Annotated in this window: 13 protein-coding genes; 9 read left to right on the forward strand and 4 right to left on the reverse strand. The window is 61.5% G+C overall.

Going from position 1 to position 15,855, the window contains the following annotated elements; genetic code table 11:
- The first annotated feature begins 347 nt into the window (after positions 1 to 347).
- From ACNS88_RS00585 to ACNS88_RS00595, 3 genes are read left to right on the forward strand one after another with little or no spacing between them, the layout of a single operon-like run.
- Positions 348 to 1,526 (forward strand): sensor histidine kinase, encoded by a 1,179-nt coding sequence (locus ACNS88_RS00585; protein WP_435092884.1) that lies wholly within the window; start codon positions 348 to 350, stop codon positions 1,524 to 1,526.
- Positions 1,513 to 1,986 carry a response regulator gene (locus ACNS88_RS00590; RefSeq protein ID WP_435092886.1) on the forward strand — a complete coding sequence of 158 codons (474 nt, stop codon included), beginning with the start codon at positions 1,513 to 1,515 and terminating at the stop codon, positions 1,984 to 1,986. Before ACNS88_RS00585 ends, ACNS88_RS00590 begins: the two co-directional genes overlap by 14 nt.
- Entirely contained in the window at positions 1,979 to 3,685 is a 1,707-nt protein-coding gene (locus tag ACNS88_RS00595; protein ID WP_435092888.1) for a bacterio-opsin activator domain-containing protein, read from the forward strand. The genes ACNS88_RS00590 and ACNS88_RS00595 overlap by 8 nt, the downstream gene beginning before the upstream one ends.
- Positions 3,686 to 4,395: 710 nt before the next feature.
- On the opposite strand, the gene ACNS88_RS00600 is transcribed toward ACNS88_RS00595, so the two are convergent.
- Complete coding sequence (locus tag ACNS88_RS00600; protein WP_435093637.1) at positions 4,396 to 4,746, reverse strand: hypothetical protein; 351 nt, start codon at positions 4,744 to 4,746, stop codon at positions 4,396 to 4,398.
- A gap of 136 nt (positions 4,747 to 4,882) precedes the next feature.
- On the opposite strand from ACNS88_RS00600, the gene ACNS88_RS00605 reads away from it, so the two are divergent.
- The 3 genes from ACNS88_RS00605 (at position 4,883) to ACNS88_RS00615 (ending at position 8,897) form a co-directional block, all read left to right on the forward strand.
- Positions 4,883 to 5,182 carry a DUF7130 family rubredoxin-like protein gene (locus tag ACNS88_RS00605; protein WP_435092890.1) on the forward strand — a complete coding sequence of 100 codons (300 nt, stop codon included), beginning with the start codon at positions 4,883 to 4,885 and terminating at the stop codon, positions 5,180 to 5,182.
- Positions 5,183 to 5,487: 305 nt separating this feature from the next.
- Positions 5,488 to 6,588, forward strand: coding sequence for a glutamate--cysteine ligase family protein (locus ACNS88_RS00610; RefSeq protein WP_435092892.1), 1,101 nt, complete (start codon positions 5,488 to 5,490; stop codon positions 6,586 to 6,588).
- A gap of 104 nt (positions 6,589 to 6,692) precedes the next feature.
- Positions 6,693 to 8,897 (forward strand): hypothetical protein, encoded by a 2,205-nt coding sequence (locus ACNS88_RS00615; protein ID WP_435092893.1) that lies wholly within the window; start codon positions 6,693 to 6,695, stop codon positions 8,895 to 8,897.
- A gap of 245 nt (positions 8,898 to 9,142) precedes the next feature.
- Here ACNS88_RS00615 and ACNS88_RS00620 read toward each other — a convergent pair whose 3' ends face one another.
- Both ACNS88_RS00620 and ACNS88_RS00625 read right to left on the reverse strand, forming a co-directional pair.
- On the reverse strand, positions 9,143 to 10,225 hold the full coding sequence (locus tag ACNS88_RS00620; RefSeq protein ID WP_435092895.1) for a bactofilin family protein: 1,083 nt from the start codon (positions 10,223 to 10,225) through the stop codon (positions 9,143 to 9,145).
- A 196-nt stretch (positions 10,226 to 10,421) separates the two neighbouring features.
- Positions 10,422 to 10,733: a hypothetical protein gene (locus tag ACNS88_RS00625; RefSeq protein ID WP_435092897.1), complete on the reverse strand. Its 312-nt coding sequence runs from the start codon at positions 10,731 to 10,733 to the stop codon at positions 10,422 to 10,424.
- 244 nt (positions 10,734 to 10,977) lie between these two features.
- Here ACNS88_RS00625 and ACNS88_RS00630 point away from each other — a divergent pair, with 244 nt between their 5' ends.
- Positions 10,978 to 12,069, forward strand: coding sequence for a glycerol dehydrogenase (locus ACNS88_RS00630; RefSeq protein WP_435092899.1), 1,092 nt, complete (start codon positions 10,978 to 10,980; stop codon positions 12,067 to 12,069).
- Between the two features lie 171 nt (positions 12,070 to 12,240).
- The gene (locus tag ACNS88_RS00635; RefSeq protein ID WP_435092901.1) at positions 12,241 to 13,209 is read left to right on the forward strand and encodes an IclR family transcriptional regulator domain-containing protein; all 969 of its coding nucleotides are present in this window, start codon (positions 12,241 to 12,243) and stop codon (positions 13,207 to 13,209) included.
- A gap of 23 nt (positions 13,210 to 13,232) precedes the next feature.
- Here ACNS88_RS00635 and ACNS88_RS00640 read toward each other — a convergent pair whose 3' ends face one another.
- Positions 13,233 to 14,360: an ABC transporter ATP-binding protein gene (locus ACNS88_RS00640; protein ID WP_435092903.1), complete on the reverse strand. Its 1,128-nt coding sequence runs from the start codon at positions 14,358 to 14,360 to the stop codon at positions 13,233 to 13,235.
- Positions 14,361 to 14,555: 195 nt separating this feature from the next.
- Here ACNS88_RS00640 and ACNS88_RS00645 point away from each other — a divergent pair, with 195 nt between their 5' ends.
- Positions 14,556 to 15,851, forward strand: a complete 1,296-nt coding sequence (locus ACNS88_RS00645) for an ABC transporter substrate-binding protein (RefSeq protein WP_435092905.1) — start codon at positions 14,556 to 14,558, stop codon at positions 15,849 to 15,851.
- Positions 15,852 to 15,855: the final 4 nt, after the last annotated feature.

The following is a 15,855-nucleotide window of genomic DNA, read 5'->3' on the forward strand; positions in this document are numbered from 1 at the left end:
TTGGACCGCCGTGCGCGTCGGACGTCTGTGCCCTTGCGCGTTGCCGTCTCTCAGGGGGTCGATCGCCGCCGAGAGGGCCCTGTCTCGAGAGCGCGAGTCCGTGCGCCGAGAGCCAGAGCGGTCCACGTCGGGAGCGACACGCCGATCGCCGTCGTGTCGATTTGAGCCTCACTCCGACCGGTTTGGAGTCCGGTTAACAGACTCCTTTATTTCGGTGCTATCGCCCGGATATGCTCTCGGTGGCCGCTCTCCGACCATTTCCCCGTTTCTTATCCGCACCCTGAACGGATCCGCTTCCGAGTGCGAGTGTGACTGAGATTAGTGTCCGTTTGGGTGTGCGTAGCTAAATGGCTCTGGGAAAGTGGGCCTGTATCATGATTCCACCGCCGAGTAGCAACAGAAGTTCTCTCGCCGAAACCGAGAATTCCGGAGCGCGCCGGCGATACTGGGACCTCGCCACTACGGGGAGTGGTCCGCTCACTCGCGTTTCGTCACCGGGATCGGCGCCCGCCCGGCTGTTCTACCTCGTCGACAGGGAGGGACGCTTCCAGCGGTGGAACACGAGTACTCGTTCCGTCACCGGCTACTCAGACGAGATTGCGGGGATAGACCCGCTGGAGTTCATCGTCAAGGAGGACCGAGAGCGAGTCGCCGACGACATGGCCGAGACGCTTACCTCGGGGAACGAACGCGTTGAGGCACCCATCGAAGCAACACGCGAAGAGCGAGTTCCGATGGAACTCGTCGCGTCGTCGATCGACACGCCCAGTGACGGGTCCGTGATCGCGGGTGTCGAGCGGGACATTAGCGAGCGCAAACAGCGCCAACAACGGCTCGAGGAGTCCAACGAACGGCTCGAGGAGTTCGCATACGCTGCGTCTCACGACCTCCAAGAGCCACTTCGGATGGTCTCCAGCTATCTCCAACTCATCGAAGAGCGCTACGGAGACACACTCGACGATGAGGGACAGGAGTTCCTCGATTTCGCCGTTGACGGCGCCGACAGAATGCGCGAGATGATAGACGGCCTGCTGGCGTATTCACGGGTCGAGTCGGGTGGAGATCCGTTCGAGCCCGTTGAGCTAGAGGACGTTCTCGCGGACGTCCGAGACGCGCTCCAACTGATGTGCGACGAGCACCACGCCGAGATCACTGCGGACTCCTTACCCCGTGTCAAGGGTGACCGCGGACAGCTACGCCAACTGTTTCAAAACGTGTTAGAGAACGCGATGGCGAACAGCGGCGACGCCCCGCCACGGATACACGTCGCTGCCGAACGAGACGGCGATCGATGGCTGCTCTCCGTCAGCGACGAGGGTATCGGGATCGATCCCGCCGACGCCGACCGCATCTTCGAGGTGTTCCAGAGTCTCGACGGCCCGGACGAAAACGGGTCGGGGATCGGATTAGCTCTCTGTAAGCGAATCGTCGAACGCCACGAGGGTGATATCTGGGTAGACTCCAGTTTGGGCGAGGGATCGGCCTTCTCGTTCACGCTCCCAGTCGTCGGTGATGACCGTGAGTGACGAGACTTATCCGCACACCTCGGTCGATATTCTGCTGATCGAGGATAACCCGGGCGACATCCGACTCACGCAAGAGGCGTTCGCTCAGAGCCATCTCTCCAACACGCTCCACGTCGTCAACGACGGCGTCGAAGCGCTGGACTTCCTGAACAAACGCGAGACGTACGAGGGCGTCCCCCGACCCGACCTCATCCTCCTCGATCTCGATCTCCCCCGCAAAAGCGGGGCCGAGTTCCTCGAAGAACTGACGGAGGAAGCCCCTCATCTCGCACATATCCCGGTGATCGTGTTGACGAGTTCGCAAGCCGAAGAAGACATCGCCAAGTCCTACGAGCTGCAGGCAAACGCGTACATGACGAAACCGATCGATCCGTCCGAATTCATCGCCACGATCACCTCCTTCGAAGATTTTTGGCTCGAGATCGTTCAGCTCCCGTCGGCCGGGGAGGGATATGAGTAACAGCACACTCGATGTCCTCCTCATCGAGGACAACCCCGGTGACGCGCGACTCGTTACGGAGATGCTCGACGAAGCGGGGACACGGCTCAAACGGATCACCCTCGACGGGTCGGCTCCCGCTCAGTCGTCGGTCCACCACGAATCGACTCTCGAAGCGGGGCTAGAACGATTGGCCGAACGAGCCGTCGACGTGATACTGCTCGATTTGGGGCTTCCGGACAGCACCGGCTTCGACACGCTCGTCAGTGTCGTCGAAGCGGCCGAGCACACGCCCGTCGTCGTGCTCACGGGACAGGACGATCGCGATCTCGGCGTCCAGACCATTCAGCACGGCGCCCACGACTACTTGGTGAAAAACGAGGTGACGGGTGGCCTGCTGGTCCACTCGATTCAGTACGCGATCGAGCAGTCCCGTCAGGAGCGTGAACGGATTCGGTATCGTGAGCAGTTGGAGGCGTTCAATCGGCTGTACGGGATCAGTCAAGACGTCATCCATGCTCTCATAACGGAATCGACGCGCGAGGGACTCGAACGAGCGGTCTGCGAGAGGCTCGTCGAACCCGACGCGTACGACTTCGCCTGGATCGGTGACGTGAATCACTCGGCGGCGCGATTCGCTCGGCGTGAATCCGCACCTGCTGACTGCGGATTCGACATCGCCACGGTCCCCTTCGACGGAGACACGGACGGTGAGAGACCGGAGGCCAGAGCGGTTCGCACCCAAGCGGTACAGGTGGTCCAAGACATCGAAACCGCCTCGGAGTTCGATCGCTGTCGAGACCAGATGCGAACGTGCGGATTCCGGACCATGGCCGCGATACCCGTCGCCTACAGAGACGTCCACTACGGGATCGTAGCCATTTACGACGAGTCGTCGGACGCCTTCAGCAATATCGATCGAGAGAACCTCTCGCGGCTCGGAGAGAACATCGGCCACGCCATTACCGCCGTCGAACGCAAGGACGCCCTCACGAGCGAGACGGTACTCCAGTTGACGTTCAGCCAGGACGGCGAGACCGACGCCCTCGTCGCTGCCTCAGCGGAGGGGTGGACCCTCGAGTTCGAGCATCTCATTCAGACCGATCCCGGGATCCTCGCGTACGGCAACGTCGAAGGAATTACTCAGGCGGAGTTCACCGAGACGGTCGATCGCTCGACGCTGGTCACCGACCTCCGAATTCTCTCGCCCGACGCCGACTCGTACGACGTCGAACTCACCACGAGCTGGGGGGACGAGCTGGTGCCGGCCCTCGCAGAACACGGCGCCTTCGTGACCGGAATCACCGTCGCCGACGGCGAACTCCAGTTCGTCGTCGAAGTTCCGCCGAAGCGAGACAAACATCAACTGGTCGAACTCGTCCAGGACCACTGCGCGGACGCGACGCTGCGTGCCCAATGGACCGTCCCCCGGGACACCCCGGCCATCGCCGACTTTCACTTGGCGTTCGAAAACCAACTCCCGAAGAAACAGCGCGCCGTGCTCAAGACCGCGTTCCACGCCGGCTACTTCGACTGGCCGCGAAAGAGTACCGGTGAAGAGGTAGCCGATCGGCTCGGGGTCACCCAGGCGACGTTCAGTGAGCACTTCCGCGGGGCCGAGCGGACGTTGTTCGAAGCGGTGTTCGAGACGACCGCGGGCGAGGGTGCGATGCCGGCTTCGCCGTGGGAGCCGTTCATCCCGGACGCTGACCAGGATTGATCGGGTCGTCAACGACACTGCGGTGTTTCAGCCGGAACTGTGGTGAGTATCCGATAGAGTGAGTGTTGCAGATCGTCGGCAGCGGTAGTTATTTAAATTCCCGTGAGTGGGTGCGATGATCGTTTATAAACAAAGACGCGGTGGCGCGCGCCTCTGAGCGCCCGACCGGGCGCGAAGAGCGCGTGTGAGGGAGTCGGGCGGCCGGAGCGAAGCGAAGGCCGCCCGACGAGGCTGGGGAGGTGTGAGGCTGCGGTTGCTGTGCGGTCGCTGTGCGGTTGGGTGGGGCTTTGCAGGTGTTCACTGCAGCGTCGCCGGTCATTTATAAACAACTGACCGCAACATCACTCGAACACGTATAAATACCCGCTCTCCCGCAGTGAAACACCCACTCTCGGAATCGATCACGACGCACTGCTCAGTAGTTCGAAGCGGTCCCGCCCCGACAGACGCGACAGACGCGACAGACGCGACGACGGGGCGGGCGTCAGGCAGCCGTCGATTCGTCACTCGGCGGCCGAGTTCCGCTCACGCCTTGCATTCCCGACGATACCGCCAGTGCGGGGAACCTCTCAGCTAACCACGGCGTGAGATAGATGGTTCCGCCGAGCACGACGGCGGTGACGACCACGGCGCCAATCGGATCGACCCGCTCGCTCGCCAGCTTTCAGACCGTCCACGTGGTCGCGAGGGGCTGTAACGAGGGCATCGGATCAGACTCCGGGGATCCCGAACGCACCGATTCCGAGTCCAAAGACCATGTTCAAGACGTAGAGGATGATGAGTGCGGAAGCCCAAGCAACCACGCCGATCAGACCTGCCTGGAGCCAGCCGCCGGGATACCGCCAATTGATGACGGCGATCCACACGATCAGTGCGAGGAGGGGCCCGAAAAGCGGGATCCACGCCGTCAGCGCCCACGCGATGGCGCCGACAAACGCGGTGACGACGGCGTGGCTGTAGTCGTCTGCGTCCACGATCACGCGAGCACTGATGTAGATCGCAAGCCCTCCGATTAGGAGCGCGACGATAAACGCAACTATCGAACCGACAAATCCTACTATCACACTTGTCTATCACCGATAATCGTCAATAGGATATCGCCAATATGTGTTAATCAGTCATCGAGACCCCACGAATCGAGAGGATTCCACATGTGTTGGCCACACGCTCATGAGGCGAACGAACGACGAATTCGGTATGGAACCACAGAACCGAGTCCAGAGCGTGTCGATCGAACCGGGAGAGCTAGTGTACGACAGCAACAGGCAGGTGGTTGGACAGGTAAGCGGCCTCATTGACGGCGGCTTCGAAGCCGAGGAGATGGCCGGGGAGGAGAGCGAAGTCGAGGAAATGCCGGGAAAGGAGTTCGGCGAGGGATACCTGATATGGCGGTGCGGCGAGTGCGGAGAGATGGACGAGCTGGAGGACGGACTCCCGGGATCCTGCCCGAACTGTGACGCGCCAGCGGAAGCGATCACAGCCGTCGAAGAGGACTGAACAGCCACACCTGCGTGTGGTCAGCCGCACCTGGAAACGCCGCCGAGAGCGAAACGGATCAGTTTGAGCGTCAGTAGGCCGACACCGATCTTTAGAGCGAGAGACGATCGCCAATCTAAACGCTTAGGCGAACCCTTCAGTGGGCTACCATCGGGATGTCTTATCAGAGACACAGTATGTCCGATATAACGAGAGAATTTCCGATCCGAGTAGCGCACCTACCGAAGGCGGTGCCAGCAGGACTCGTCGAGTGCGACGCCGAAAACCAACCCGTTGAGCCGGTCCTGCCGATAGTGATCTAACCCATGTACACACTCACCACCGGCGTCGAACTGGAGCTGTGGGTCGTCGACGAGACAGGACGGCTGTGTGATGGGACGGAGATAACCTACGCAGATAATCAGATAGAACCCAAGTTCATCGATCCGCTCATCGAAGTTCAGACGAAACCGCACTCTAGCGAGCGCGCCCTGCGGCGCGATCTCCAATCGACCCTGCAGACGGCGATCCTCGCGGCGGAGCGCGCGAGCAAACGTCTCGTCCCGCTTGGAACTCCGTTGACTGCGTCGGACGTCGCTGCGAACTGCGACCGGGGACGAGCCTTCGAAACCATCTGCAGCAGCGGTGCCGAGAGCGCCAAGAACTGCGCCGGGGCCCACGTCCACTTCGAGCAGGACGAGGTCGTCGACCAGCTCAATCTCCTGACCGCACTCGATCCGGCGCTCGCGTTAGTGAGTTCTTCGGCCTATTACGACGGGACCCACGGAGCGGACTCGTCGCGCGCGCTCGCCTACCGGTCGGAGTGCGAGGACGCGTTCCGGCGTTACACCGACCTCTCGGAGTACGTCGACAGCCTCGCAGAATGGCGAGACCGTGTCGAAGAGAAGTACGATCGGTTCAAGCGGCTGGCGGCCGACAAGGGCGTGTCCCGCGAGACGGTCGAGGAACTGTTCACGCCCGAGGACACGGTACTGAACCCCGTCCGCCTTCGAGAGCATCAGCCGACGGTCGAGTGGCGGGCACCGGACGCCACGCTCCCCAGCCAAATCCTCCAACTCGCGACCGACGTCGAGGGTCTCCTCTCGCACACGCGAACGGCGTCCGTTGAGTTCGGCGAACCAGCGGTCGGAGATGATCGCATCCGGATCCCGGAGTTCGAGACGCTTCAAGACCTGAGTTGGAAAGCGATCGAATCCGGGCTCGGAGCCGCGGACGTCGAGTCCTACCTTCAGGAGATCGGCTTCGATACCGAAGCGTACGATCCGTATTCGACGAGGCTTCACGGGCCGTACCAGCTCAGCGACTCGGAAGCGCGAACGCGGCGGTTACAACAGGCCGGTCGGCTCCAGGCGGACGTCCAGGATCTGACCCCCGAAGAATCGCAGTATTCGATGTTCCCCGCCTGAGCGACGGTACGAACCCCGATACACGGGCGGCTCGGCGTTTCAGAGTCGTTATTTGGTAATAGGTAACGCTTAACGCATGTCGGGCCCTCAGTTCATCGGATCAGATGCCCGAGCGAGACGAGGAGACACGCGAGGAGCCGAGCGCCGAGAGCCAGCCGAACGGCGGGTCTCCCGAGGATTTTGACCGCCGCCGCGTGCTCGGATATGCGGGGCTCGCCGCGCTCGCGGGAAGCGGCATCGTCGGCACGTGGTACGTCTCGCGGCCCGACGCCGCTCTCGACCCCGGCGAGGAGAGCGAAATTGACGATACAGATACCGTCGGGGACCCCGACGGAGAGGAGGCCCCCCTGGACGAACCCGCCGACGAGATTCCGGCAGTGGTCAGCCGATACGCGCCCGATCTGTACTTCGGCGCGTTAGAGAAGTGGTACCCCACCGATCCGCGACCGTACGTCGTCGAGACCGACAACGGCCCCGTCGTCGACGGGTTCACCGCGCTTGACGAGTACTCGGCGGCGTTCCGGGAGGCGGGGGGACCACCCGCGCCCACCGCGTTCTACAACGTCGTCGAGGCGGCGCCGGGCGTCGACGCGGTGCAGTACTGGCTTTACTCGGCGTTCGACCAGTTCACCGTCAACTTCCACTGGCACGACTGGGAGCTGCTGCAGGTGTTCGTGGACCGCGAGAGCGGCGACCCGATACTGCTCTCCGCCAGCGCGCACTCGCGCGCCAGTCCGAATAACGAGTTTCTCGACCCGGAGATCCCGGAGGGAACCCGGCCTGGGATCCTCTCCGAGGTGGGGTCTCACTCCAGCGCCAGCGAGGTCAACGGGCTCGTTCCCAGCTTCGAGCGGCTTCCGATCGGCGACCTCGTTTCCGACGTGACCAACGACGCGCTCGACGTCTCGGCCGCGATCCGCGCGCCCTTCGCCTACGGTCTCCCCCGAGACGAGGGGGCGCGGCTTCCGTTCGTCCTTCCGGAACTGGACGGCGTTCCCCTCCACGAACACCCGTCGCTGTCGATCGAGCGGACCGACCTGATCGACGAGCGGGTTACCGTCGGGTCGTGGCGGGGGCTCCCGACCCCACCTGAGGACATCCCGCGACGCGAGCCCGGGCTCGTAATCGCCCACCCGGACAGCGCCGTCGACGCGGATGCGACCTACGCGCTCGAACCGCTCTCGCCGCTCCGTGACGCGATCGATGACTTCGTCGGGCCACAGCTGAGCTTCGAGTTCGCGATCCCCGGGTTCGTCGAGGACGCGCTCGCGAGCCATCTTACCTCGGTCGGTGTTCCGTGGGAGCAGGAGCGGTTCGCGGACCCACTCGCGGACATCACCGATCCCGCGCACCGCCGGCGGATCGACGGCACGGAGCCCGACGGACTCACGAACCGGGTCGTCGGGCGCGTCCGACAGCTTCGGGCCGGCACCGCGGGCGCCCTCGACGGGGTCACAAGCGGAGCCGCCGACGCGGTCGCGGACGTCGCCAGCGTGTCGCTGTTTCCCCTTCCGACGGAACTCGCGGTTCGGCTCGCGAGCGAGGACCCGACCGCGACGGTCACCCGCGGCGGGGTCTTCGAGTACCTTCGTGTCGAGGCCGGCCCGCATCTCCTCGTCGCCAACGGACCGGGATTCGCCCCGGTCGCGTCCCGCTTCGTTCATGACGGCGGACTCGTCCAAGTTGGCGGCGACGGAGAACTCGCGGTCGTCGCTCGCGAGGACGCCGGTTGGATACGGGGCGACGCCCGCAAAACGAACGGGGTCCAGCAGGTGCGCGTGGTCGAGGACTACGCCGGCGTCGTCTACGACGGCGAGCCGGTCGAGACGGATCGGTTTGCGGTCGCGGTCCACCGCGAAGGGCGGTACACGGTCGAGGTGGCCGACCGGGAGGGGAACCGCGGTGCGTATCGCGTGACCCCGAATTCGTTCGACGACGACGGAAACGCGGTCCGGGGGCGCGTCCGAACCGGGAAGCTCGCGCTCGCACGAACGCTCCGCGACGAACTCGACGAGCTGTACGCGCTCGCGGAGTCGCTTTCGGAATCCGACGGCGACCGCAACGCGGTACTCGATCGACTCAGGCGTGCCCAACGTGCGGCGTCGGCCGCGGTCGCGGCTGCCGAAAACGGCGAGGAAGAGGTGTCCGACGACCACCTGTTCGATGTCGTCTCCGCTCTCTCAGAGGTCCGAAAGAGCCTCGTGCGCGACGGGCAGGCGGGATACGGCGACGCTGCCGTCGCAGCGATCGATCCGAAGGCGCTCGCCGGGATCGACCGGGCCAACGACGCGATCGACGCCCAGCTGTGACGTGACCTGCGAACCGGTCGACACCGTAGAGACAACACCGAGAGACCCGTCATAAATTGATGGTCGCTATACTGAATCCACTTCTACGTGACGCGGATCGATGGCGTGGTTGGTTGTCAATCGGATTTCGGTGTTGCTGTCGGCTGTTTATAAGTGATCGATCATCCCCGCGGTGAACACCGCCAAAGTCCTAGCCGCGCTCGGTCGTATCGACCCTCGGGAGCGACATCGGTGTCCGACCGCGCTTACTGACCCTCCGTCGTCCGTTCGGTGGAAGATCCGGCGTGTGAATCGGCGAACGACTCATCGAAGGTCGTTTGTCGATCACGGGGACCCGACCGTCGCTGAGTTTTAAATGAATCTCGGAGCCCCGACGCGAGTGCACCCAGTCCCAGAAGGAGTGCACCGAACACGAACAATCCGCCCAAGACCGGGACCGCACCCAGAATGGCGAACCCGACAAGGCCGACCACGAGCGCTATCCACCGGTCGTCCCGTCCGGCCCGGCGGAGAACCCACGCTCCGACGGCGTACTGGCCGTAGACGACTCCGACCCAAGTCCCGAGTCCGAACGCGATCGCGCCGAGGACGGCGAGCGGAATGCCGATGATCGTGATGGCGATCAGCGCCAAGAGAATTGGGCCTCCGACGAGCGTCAGCAATCCAATCCCGCCGGCTTTTGCAGGCTCGTCGGAGACACGCCCCGCGAGCCTCGCCGAGAAGGCCGGAAAAAGGGCGAGTAGAATCGCTCCGAGCAGGAGATTCGCGAGGAGGCTGTATCCCCACGCCACCCAGTTGGGGAGCGTGAAGACACCGACGCTGTCTCGGAGGTTCGAATCCTCCACGACGCCGCCTGCGACCGTCGCGGCGGGATCTTGCGTGAACTTGACGGCGTCGTAGCGGAACTCGCCACTGATGTCCGCGTTCGGCCCAAGCACGATCGTCTCGGCGCCGATACGGGCGTCGCCGTCGATCCGACCGTCAACGCGGACGTATCCCGCGCCGATATTGACGTCGCCGCCGACCGCGCCGTCAATGCGGACATCCCCGGCGGCGCCGGAGATCGACCCCTCGACGCGTCCGTCCTCGGCAACGTGAATCGTCCCGGCAACGCCGGAGATGTCGCCCGTGACGGTTCCTCGGACCACGATGCTTCCCGCGAGCGCGTTGACGCTGGAGACCGTTTCGCCCTCCTCGACGACAATGGTACCCGAGGGTCCCTGGACGGATTGCGCCGCCGCGACGCCCGTCGCCGTCGAAAGAAGGAGCACTGCGACGAGGGCGATTGCGACGCCTCTGCGTCCCGCCGTCCCGAACGATAGGTACATACCGTCCATGCCGACACAAATGGTTAAAAATATGATGTGCTTTACCTTGCGGATGAGAAAGTCGGTGATTCGAGTGGAGCGGCGTGGGGGGGTGTGGAGCGAGAGCGGACATCCGTGAGATCGTTACAGGGGATTCGTTACCGTTTTGCAGTACTATCACTTTCAAATATTGTTTCTATTGTTGATAATTTTGGCATCAAGCCATGAGAAACCGCGATCTGGAACCGCGATCTGGAACGGGGTCCAAAAAGCCGAGATACAGTCGGCAGGTGATGTACGCTCGGAGCGCGTTGCCGTCGATCGACGGTCGGACCTGATCAACGACACAGAGTGCTGGCTGTACGCCGCAGTCGATCCTGAAACCAACAATATACTTCACTTTTGGCTGTTTTCGACGGATACGGTCTCGTTCGTACGAGAATTTTTCACCGAGCGTCTGGAGAACTGCGACGTTGTCGACGCCGTGTTCATCGTCGATGACGCTGATGATCTCAATGGGGAACTCCATCGAGAAGCCCGCAACGACCGCGACGAGACACACGGCTTTCGCGACAGCATTTAACCTATATTTTAGTAGGTATAATAGTAAACATATTTGTTTTTAAACTATTTTGCAATTCCAAAGCAGACACTGTTGATAAGCGGCTTTGATTGTCCACTTTCGCATGGAGTTACCTCATCTGTATACTGCTGAGTAGCCAGTATCAAACCGAGACCATACACTAAATAGAATCCACATTCAACGGATGCGTATGACACGGACATTTGCTGCCCCTAGCCGGTACACTCAATCTGCAGGCGCCTTGAATCAACTCGGGAAACTGACCGAACGACACGGGGAAACCGCATTCGTGATCGCCGACGACACCGTGTGGGAGTTGACGGCCGAAACCGTCACACAGAGCTTCGAATCCGCAGCCGGAACATTTAAGCGCCTTCGTTTCGGCGGTGACTGCACAGTTGTCGAGATCGACCGTCTAACCACCGCTGCTGTGGAGATGGGAGCCGACGTGGTGGTGGGTATTGGCGGAGGCAAATCACTCGATACGGCGAAATCAGTCGCTGCCCGACAGGAGTTGCCTGTCGGATCGGTTCCGACGATTGCGGCGACTGATTCACCGACGAGCAGTATCTCGATCGTCTACGGAGAAGACGGGTCGGTCGTCGATGCGGAAAAACATCGCCGTCATCCGGAGTTCGTTTTAGTCGACACAGCCGTCATCGCACAGGCACCGACTCGCTGGTTCGTTTCGGGGATCGGTGACGCGCTGGCAACGTGGTACGAAGCAACGGCGACGTGGGAGAGTAATGGGACGACGGTGTTTGAGGACCGACCCACCTACGCTGGCCGCGAGCTTGCGCAGGCGTGTAACCGACTGCTCCGTGATCACGCCAGGGGAGCGGTTCAAGCGGTCGAGTCGGACTCGGTAACGGAAAAAGTGGAGGCCGTTACGGAAGCGATTATCCTCTTGAGTGGGCTCGGTTTCGAGAACGGTGGACTCGCCGCTGCACATGCTATTCACGATGGATTGACGACCTTGCCCGGAGCCGAATCGGCGACGCACGGCGAGAAAGTGACGATCGGACTGTTAACGCAACTGCTCCTTGAGGGTGCAACTGACGAGGACGTTGGAGACATCCGGAATTTTGCAGTTTCAGTCGGATTACCAACCGATTTGTCAGGTCTTGGTGTGACTGATCCGTCAGACGAGGAACTCGAAGCGGTCGGACGTGTCGCTACCGACCCTACGGGACCGATCGGGAACGAACCGGTCGACGTGTCGGTAGAGCAGGTTGCTGATGCCCTCAGGGTCATCGAGAATTTCGATTCGATTCAACAATAGGCGGATTCCATTACGAACATACTCTTGTAATGCCAGGTGGCTCTAACTAGCGGTACACCCGAGTCGTATCCAAGAGAACGGTCGGCCACTACTGTTCTGTTAACGTGAACAAAATATTTACTGTTCTCTCTCATGGGAAAGATATATTATGTTTGATGGTAATGTATCTGTATGGAATCAAACGAGGCGAACGGCGACGCTCCCCGAACGGTGCAAGCCGTAGAGACCGCCTTTGCGATCATGGAGTATCTCGACTCGCACGGCCAAGCCGGGGTCACAGAGCTTTCGAAATCGCTCGACATCTCGAAAAGCGCCGTGCATCGCCACCTCGCGACACTCGTCTCTGCCGACCGGGTACTGAACGTGAACGGCACGTATCGACCGTCGGTCGGAGACGTCCGTGGCGTCGAGCCCGCCTTCGAGATCGTTGAGGCACTCAACGAGATGGACAGTGCTACTCCCCAAGAGATCGCCGAAGTCACGGAGCGACGTGAATCTACGGTGACGGCTTATCTCGATCGACTCGAGGAGTCGGCGTACGTCGTCGAGCGGAACGAGAGGTACCAAAACGGCCTCAAGTTCCTCGATATCGGAGAGCGAGTCAAATACAACACCGGCATTTTCGACATCGTCGCCGAGGAAGTCGACAAGCTAGCGGCCGAAAGCGGCGAGCTCGCGTTGTTCAGCGTGATCGAGCACGGACAGAACGTCCTGCTCTACAAGGCACACGGGGAGGAAGCGATCCAGACGACACACGAGATCGGCCTTCGCGAACCGCTGCACTGTAGCGGTCTCGGAAAGGCGATTCTGGCCGAGCTCCCCGACGAACGCGTCCGAAGTATCGCCGACGAACACGGGCTGTCCGAGTTCACGGAACACACGATCACCGATCTCGATACGTTGCTCGAATCCCTTCGAGAGATCAGAGAACGCGGATACGCGCTGGACATGGAGGAAGCGAAGCCGGGAATGCGATGCGTCGCCGCGTCGGTCACCAGCGAGAACAGCTCCCTTCACGGCGCGGTCAGTATTGCGGCACCGAAAAGCAGAATGCAAGGTGAGCGGCTCGAAACGGAGATTCCGGAGCTGGTTCGGAGCGCGGCGAACGTCATCGAGCTGAATTCGATATACGTCGAGTAACTGGTTCGATGACGAGGCCGGATCTACGAGACTGACCCGACTGATTGGTTCGTCGACTGTTCCGCCAACGCGAATAGGTTCAGCTCTGTTTCCGTATCAAACAGATGGATGTTCTCCTCGTTGAACTGTACGAACACCGTATCACCGACGTCCGGTTTCACATCTGCCGGGACGCGGATCGTCATTCCCTGTCCGGCGACCTCCGCGTAGATGTAGTTGTCACTGCCGACCGGTTCGACCACCTCGACGTCCGCTTTGACGGTCCGCTCGGTAGGCGACTCGACGATAGTGAGATCCTCTGGCCGGATGCCGAGTGTCAGATCCGACGTCGTCGTCCCGTCCCGCGCCGTCTCTGCAGTCGCCTTCGAAAGCGGGTACTCGAACCCGTCTCCCACCAGTGACCCGCCGTCGAGTCGAACGTCGAAGAAGTTCATCGCCGGACTGCCGATGAAGTCCGCGACGAAGCGGTTGGCGGGGCGATTGTAGATCTCGTCCGGCGTTCCGACCTGCTGGATGTGTCCCTCGGCGAGGATGACGATCCGGTCGGACATCGTCATCGCCTCCTCCTGATCGTGGGTGACGTAGACGGTCGTCGTCTCGAGTTCGTCGTGGATCCGTTGGAGCTCCGTCCGCATGTGCATCTTCAGTTTCGCGTCGAGATTCGACAGCGGCTCGTCCATCAAGAACACTTCCGGCTCCCGGACGATGGCACGACCCGTTGCGACGCGCTGTTGTTGGCCGCCGGAGAGACCGGCCGGCTTCTTTTCGAGATGGTCTTCGATCCCGAGCATCTCGGCCGCGTTTTCGACCCGCTCTCTGATCGCGTCCTCAGATAGATCCGAAGTCAGCTTGAGCCCGTACGAAAGGTTATCTCGAACCGTCATGTGCGGATACAGCGCGTAGTTCTGGAACACCATCGCGATCCCACGGTCCCGCGGGTGGACGTCGTTGATGACTCGATCGCCGATCCGTATCTCACCGCTGGAGATATCCTCGAGTCCGGCGATCATTCGCAGGACGGTCGACTTGCCGGAGCCGGAGGGTCCGAGCAGCGCGACGAACTCGCCGTCCGCAATCTCCAAGTCCACTTCCTCGACGGCAAGTACGTCGCCGTACAGTTTCTTTACATCGGTGAAACTTACTCTACTCATGGGCTACTGTGTGAGCTTTTCACTAAGACGTATATATAAGTTTGCATCTTTCGTGAGGATCTTACGCAGTCGGACGGTCGATAGCGGTCTCGGAACGTGGATAGCCCGTCTGATTCTCATCTGGTGTCGAACGCTGACTATCAAGATAAACTACAACAAAAACAATTAAATACATGCTCTCCAGAAGCTATGTTGATGGCTCGCAAGAAGCAAGCAGCGACACCGTCGAGTAGGCGCACGTTCATCAAAGCGGCAGGAGCGGCTGGGATCGCTGGTCTCGCAGGCTGTGCCGACGACGGTGGGACCACGGGTGGGGGCTCGGGTGGGACGACCACGCTCCAGTACTGGACGCTGTTCGCCGGCGGTGACGGTGAGGCGATGAAAACGCTCGTCGACCAGTTCAACGAGGAACACGACAGCATTCAGGTCGAACGGCAGCGACAGCCGTTCGACGAGTACTACGACAAGCTGTTCACCTCGATGACCGGTGGCGACGCTCCCGACCTTGCGGTGTTCCACACGACGGAGATCCAGCGATTCACCGACGCGCTCACGCCGATTAGTGGGATGCTCAGTGACGGGGCCGCCGACGAGTACGTCGACTCCATCTGGCAGGAAACCGAGTTCGGCGGCGACCAACTGGCGGTCCCACTGGACACGCATCCGAACGGGCTGTACTACAACAAGGACATCTTCGAGGAGGCGGGTCTCGATCCCGAGAGTCCGCCAACGACGTTCGATGAGCTGAAGTCGGCCGCCGACACGATCACCGCCGAGACGGACAAGCAGGCGTTCAGTCCCGATCCGTATCTCCGATTTTTCGTCCGACAGTTCATTGCGTGGCAGCACGGCCGCGGCGGCGAGTTCCTCAACGACGACAACACGGAAGCCGCCTTCGGCGACGACCACGGGGTGGCGCTCGCCCAGTTCTACCACGACATCGCCAACGAATGGGACTGGGACCGGGCCGACACGACCGCCGACCGCGGGACGAAAGCGTTCCGGTCGGGCGATCTCGCCATGACGATCAACGGGACGTGGTACTACGGCGTGCTCGAAGCGCAGGACTTCGAGTACGGGATGACCAAGCCGTTCGTCGCACCCGGCCAGTCGGCGCCACAGACGTGGGCCAACAGCCACACCCTCGGCGTGCCGAACAGCAGTTCCAACCAGGAGGCAGCGGTCGAAGCCGCCGAATGGATCACGCAGAATAGCCTCGAGTGGGGGACCGACGCGGGTCACCTCCCCGCGGCCCAGTCTGTGCTCGGGTCGGACGAACTCCGGGGATCGAACGTCTGGGAGATGACGCTCTCGACGTTTTCAGAGATGGCGGAGAACGGCGAGCTCTCGTACATGCCCAGCACCGAGAACAACGAGAACTACACCCGACCGGTGAACAACGCGATCTCACAGATCTACGCTGGACAGTTGGGCGCCGAAGAGGGAATCAAGCAGGCCGCCACCGACGTGACAAACAACCTGCAGGGATGACACG

This window comes from Halorubrum shenae (assembly GCF_051194165.1).
Taxonomy (GTDB): Archaea; Halobacteriota; Halobacteria; order Halobacteriales; family Haloferacaceae; genus Halorubrum.

Coding starts and splice junctions, on each gene's coding strand:
- ACNS88_RS00585 (WP_435092884.1), top strand. CDS start 348: ATGGCTCTGGGAAAGTGGGCCTGTATCATGATTCCACCGCCGAGTAGC.
- ACNS88_RS00595 (WP_435092888.1), top strand. CDS start 1,979: ATGAGTAACAGCACACTCGATGTCCTCCTCATCGAGGACAACCCCGGT.
- ACNS88_RS00610 (WP_435092892.1), top strand. CDS start 5,488: ATGTACACACTCACCACCGGCGTCGAACTGGAGCTGTGGGTCGTCGAC.
- ACNS88_RS00620 (WP_435092895.1), bottom strand. CDS start 10,225: ATGTACCTATCGTTCGGGACGGCGGGACGCAGAGGCGTCGCAATCGCC.
- ACNS88_RS00640 (WP_435092903.1), bottom strand. CDS start 14,360: ATGAGTAGAGTAAGTTTCACCGATGTAAAGAAACTGTACGGCGACGTA.
- ACNS88_RS00625 (WP_435092897.1), bottom strand. CDS start 10,733: ATGGAGTTCCCCATTGAGATCATCAGCGTCATCGACGATGAACACGGC.
- ACNS88_RS00590 (WP_435092886.1), top strand. CDS start 1,513: ATGACCGTGAGTGACGAGACTTATCCGCACACCTCGGTCGATATTCTG.
- ACNS88_RS00615 (WP_435092893.1), top strand. CDS start 6,693: ATGCCCGAGCGAGACGAGGAGACACGCGAGGAGCCGAGCGCCGAGAGC.
- ACNS88_RS00630 (WP_435092899.1), top strand. CDS start 10,978: ATGACACGGACATTTGCTGCCCCTAGCCGGTACACTCAATCTGCAGGC.
- ACNS88_RS00645 (WP_435092905.1), top strand. CDS start 14,556: ATGGCTCGCAAGAAGCAAGCAGCGACACCGTCGAGTAGGCGCACGTTC.
- ACNS88_RS00605 (WP_435092890.1), top strand. CDS start 4,883: ATGGAACCACAGAACCGAGTCCAGAGCGTGTCGATCGAACCGGGAGAG.
- ACNS88_RS00635 (WP_435092901.1), top strand. CDS start 12,241: ATGGAATCAAACGAGGCGAACGGCGACGCTCCCCGAACGGTGCAAGCC.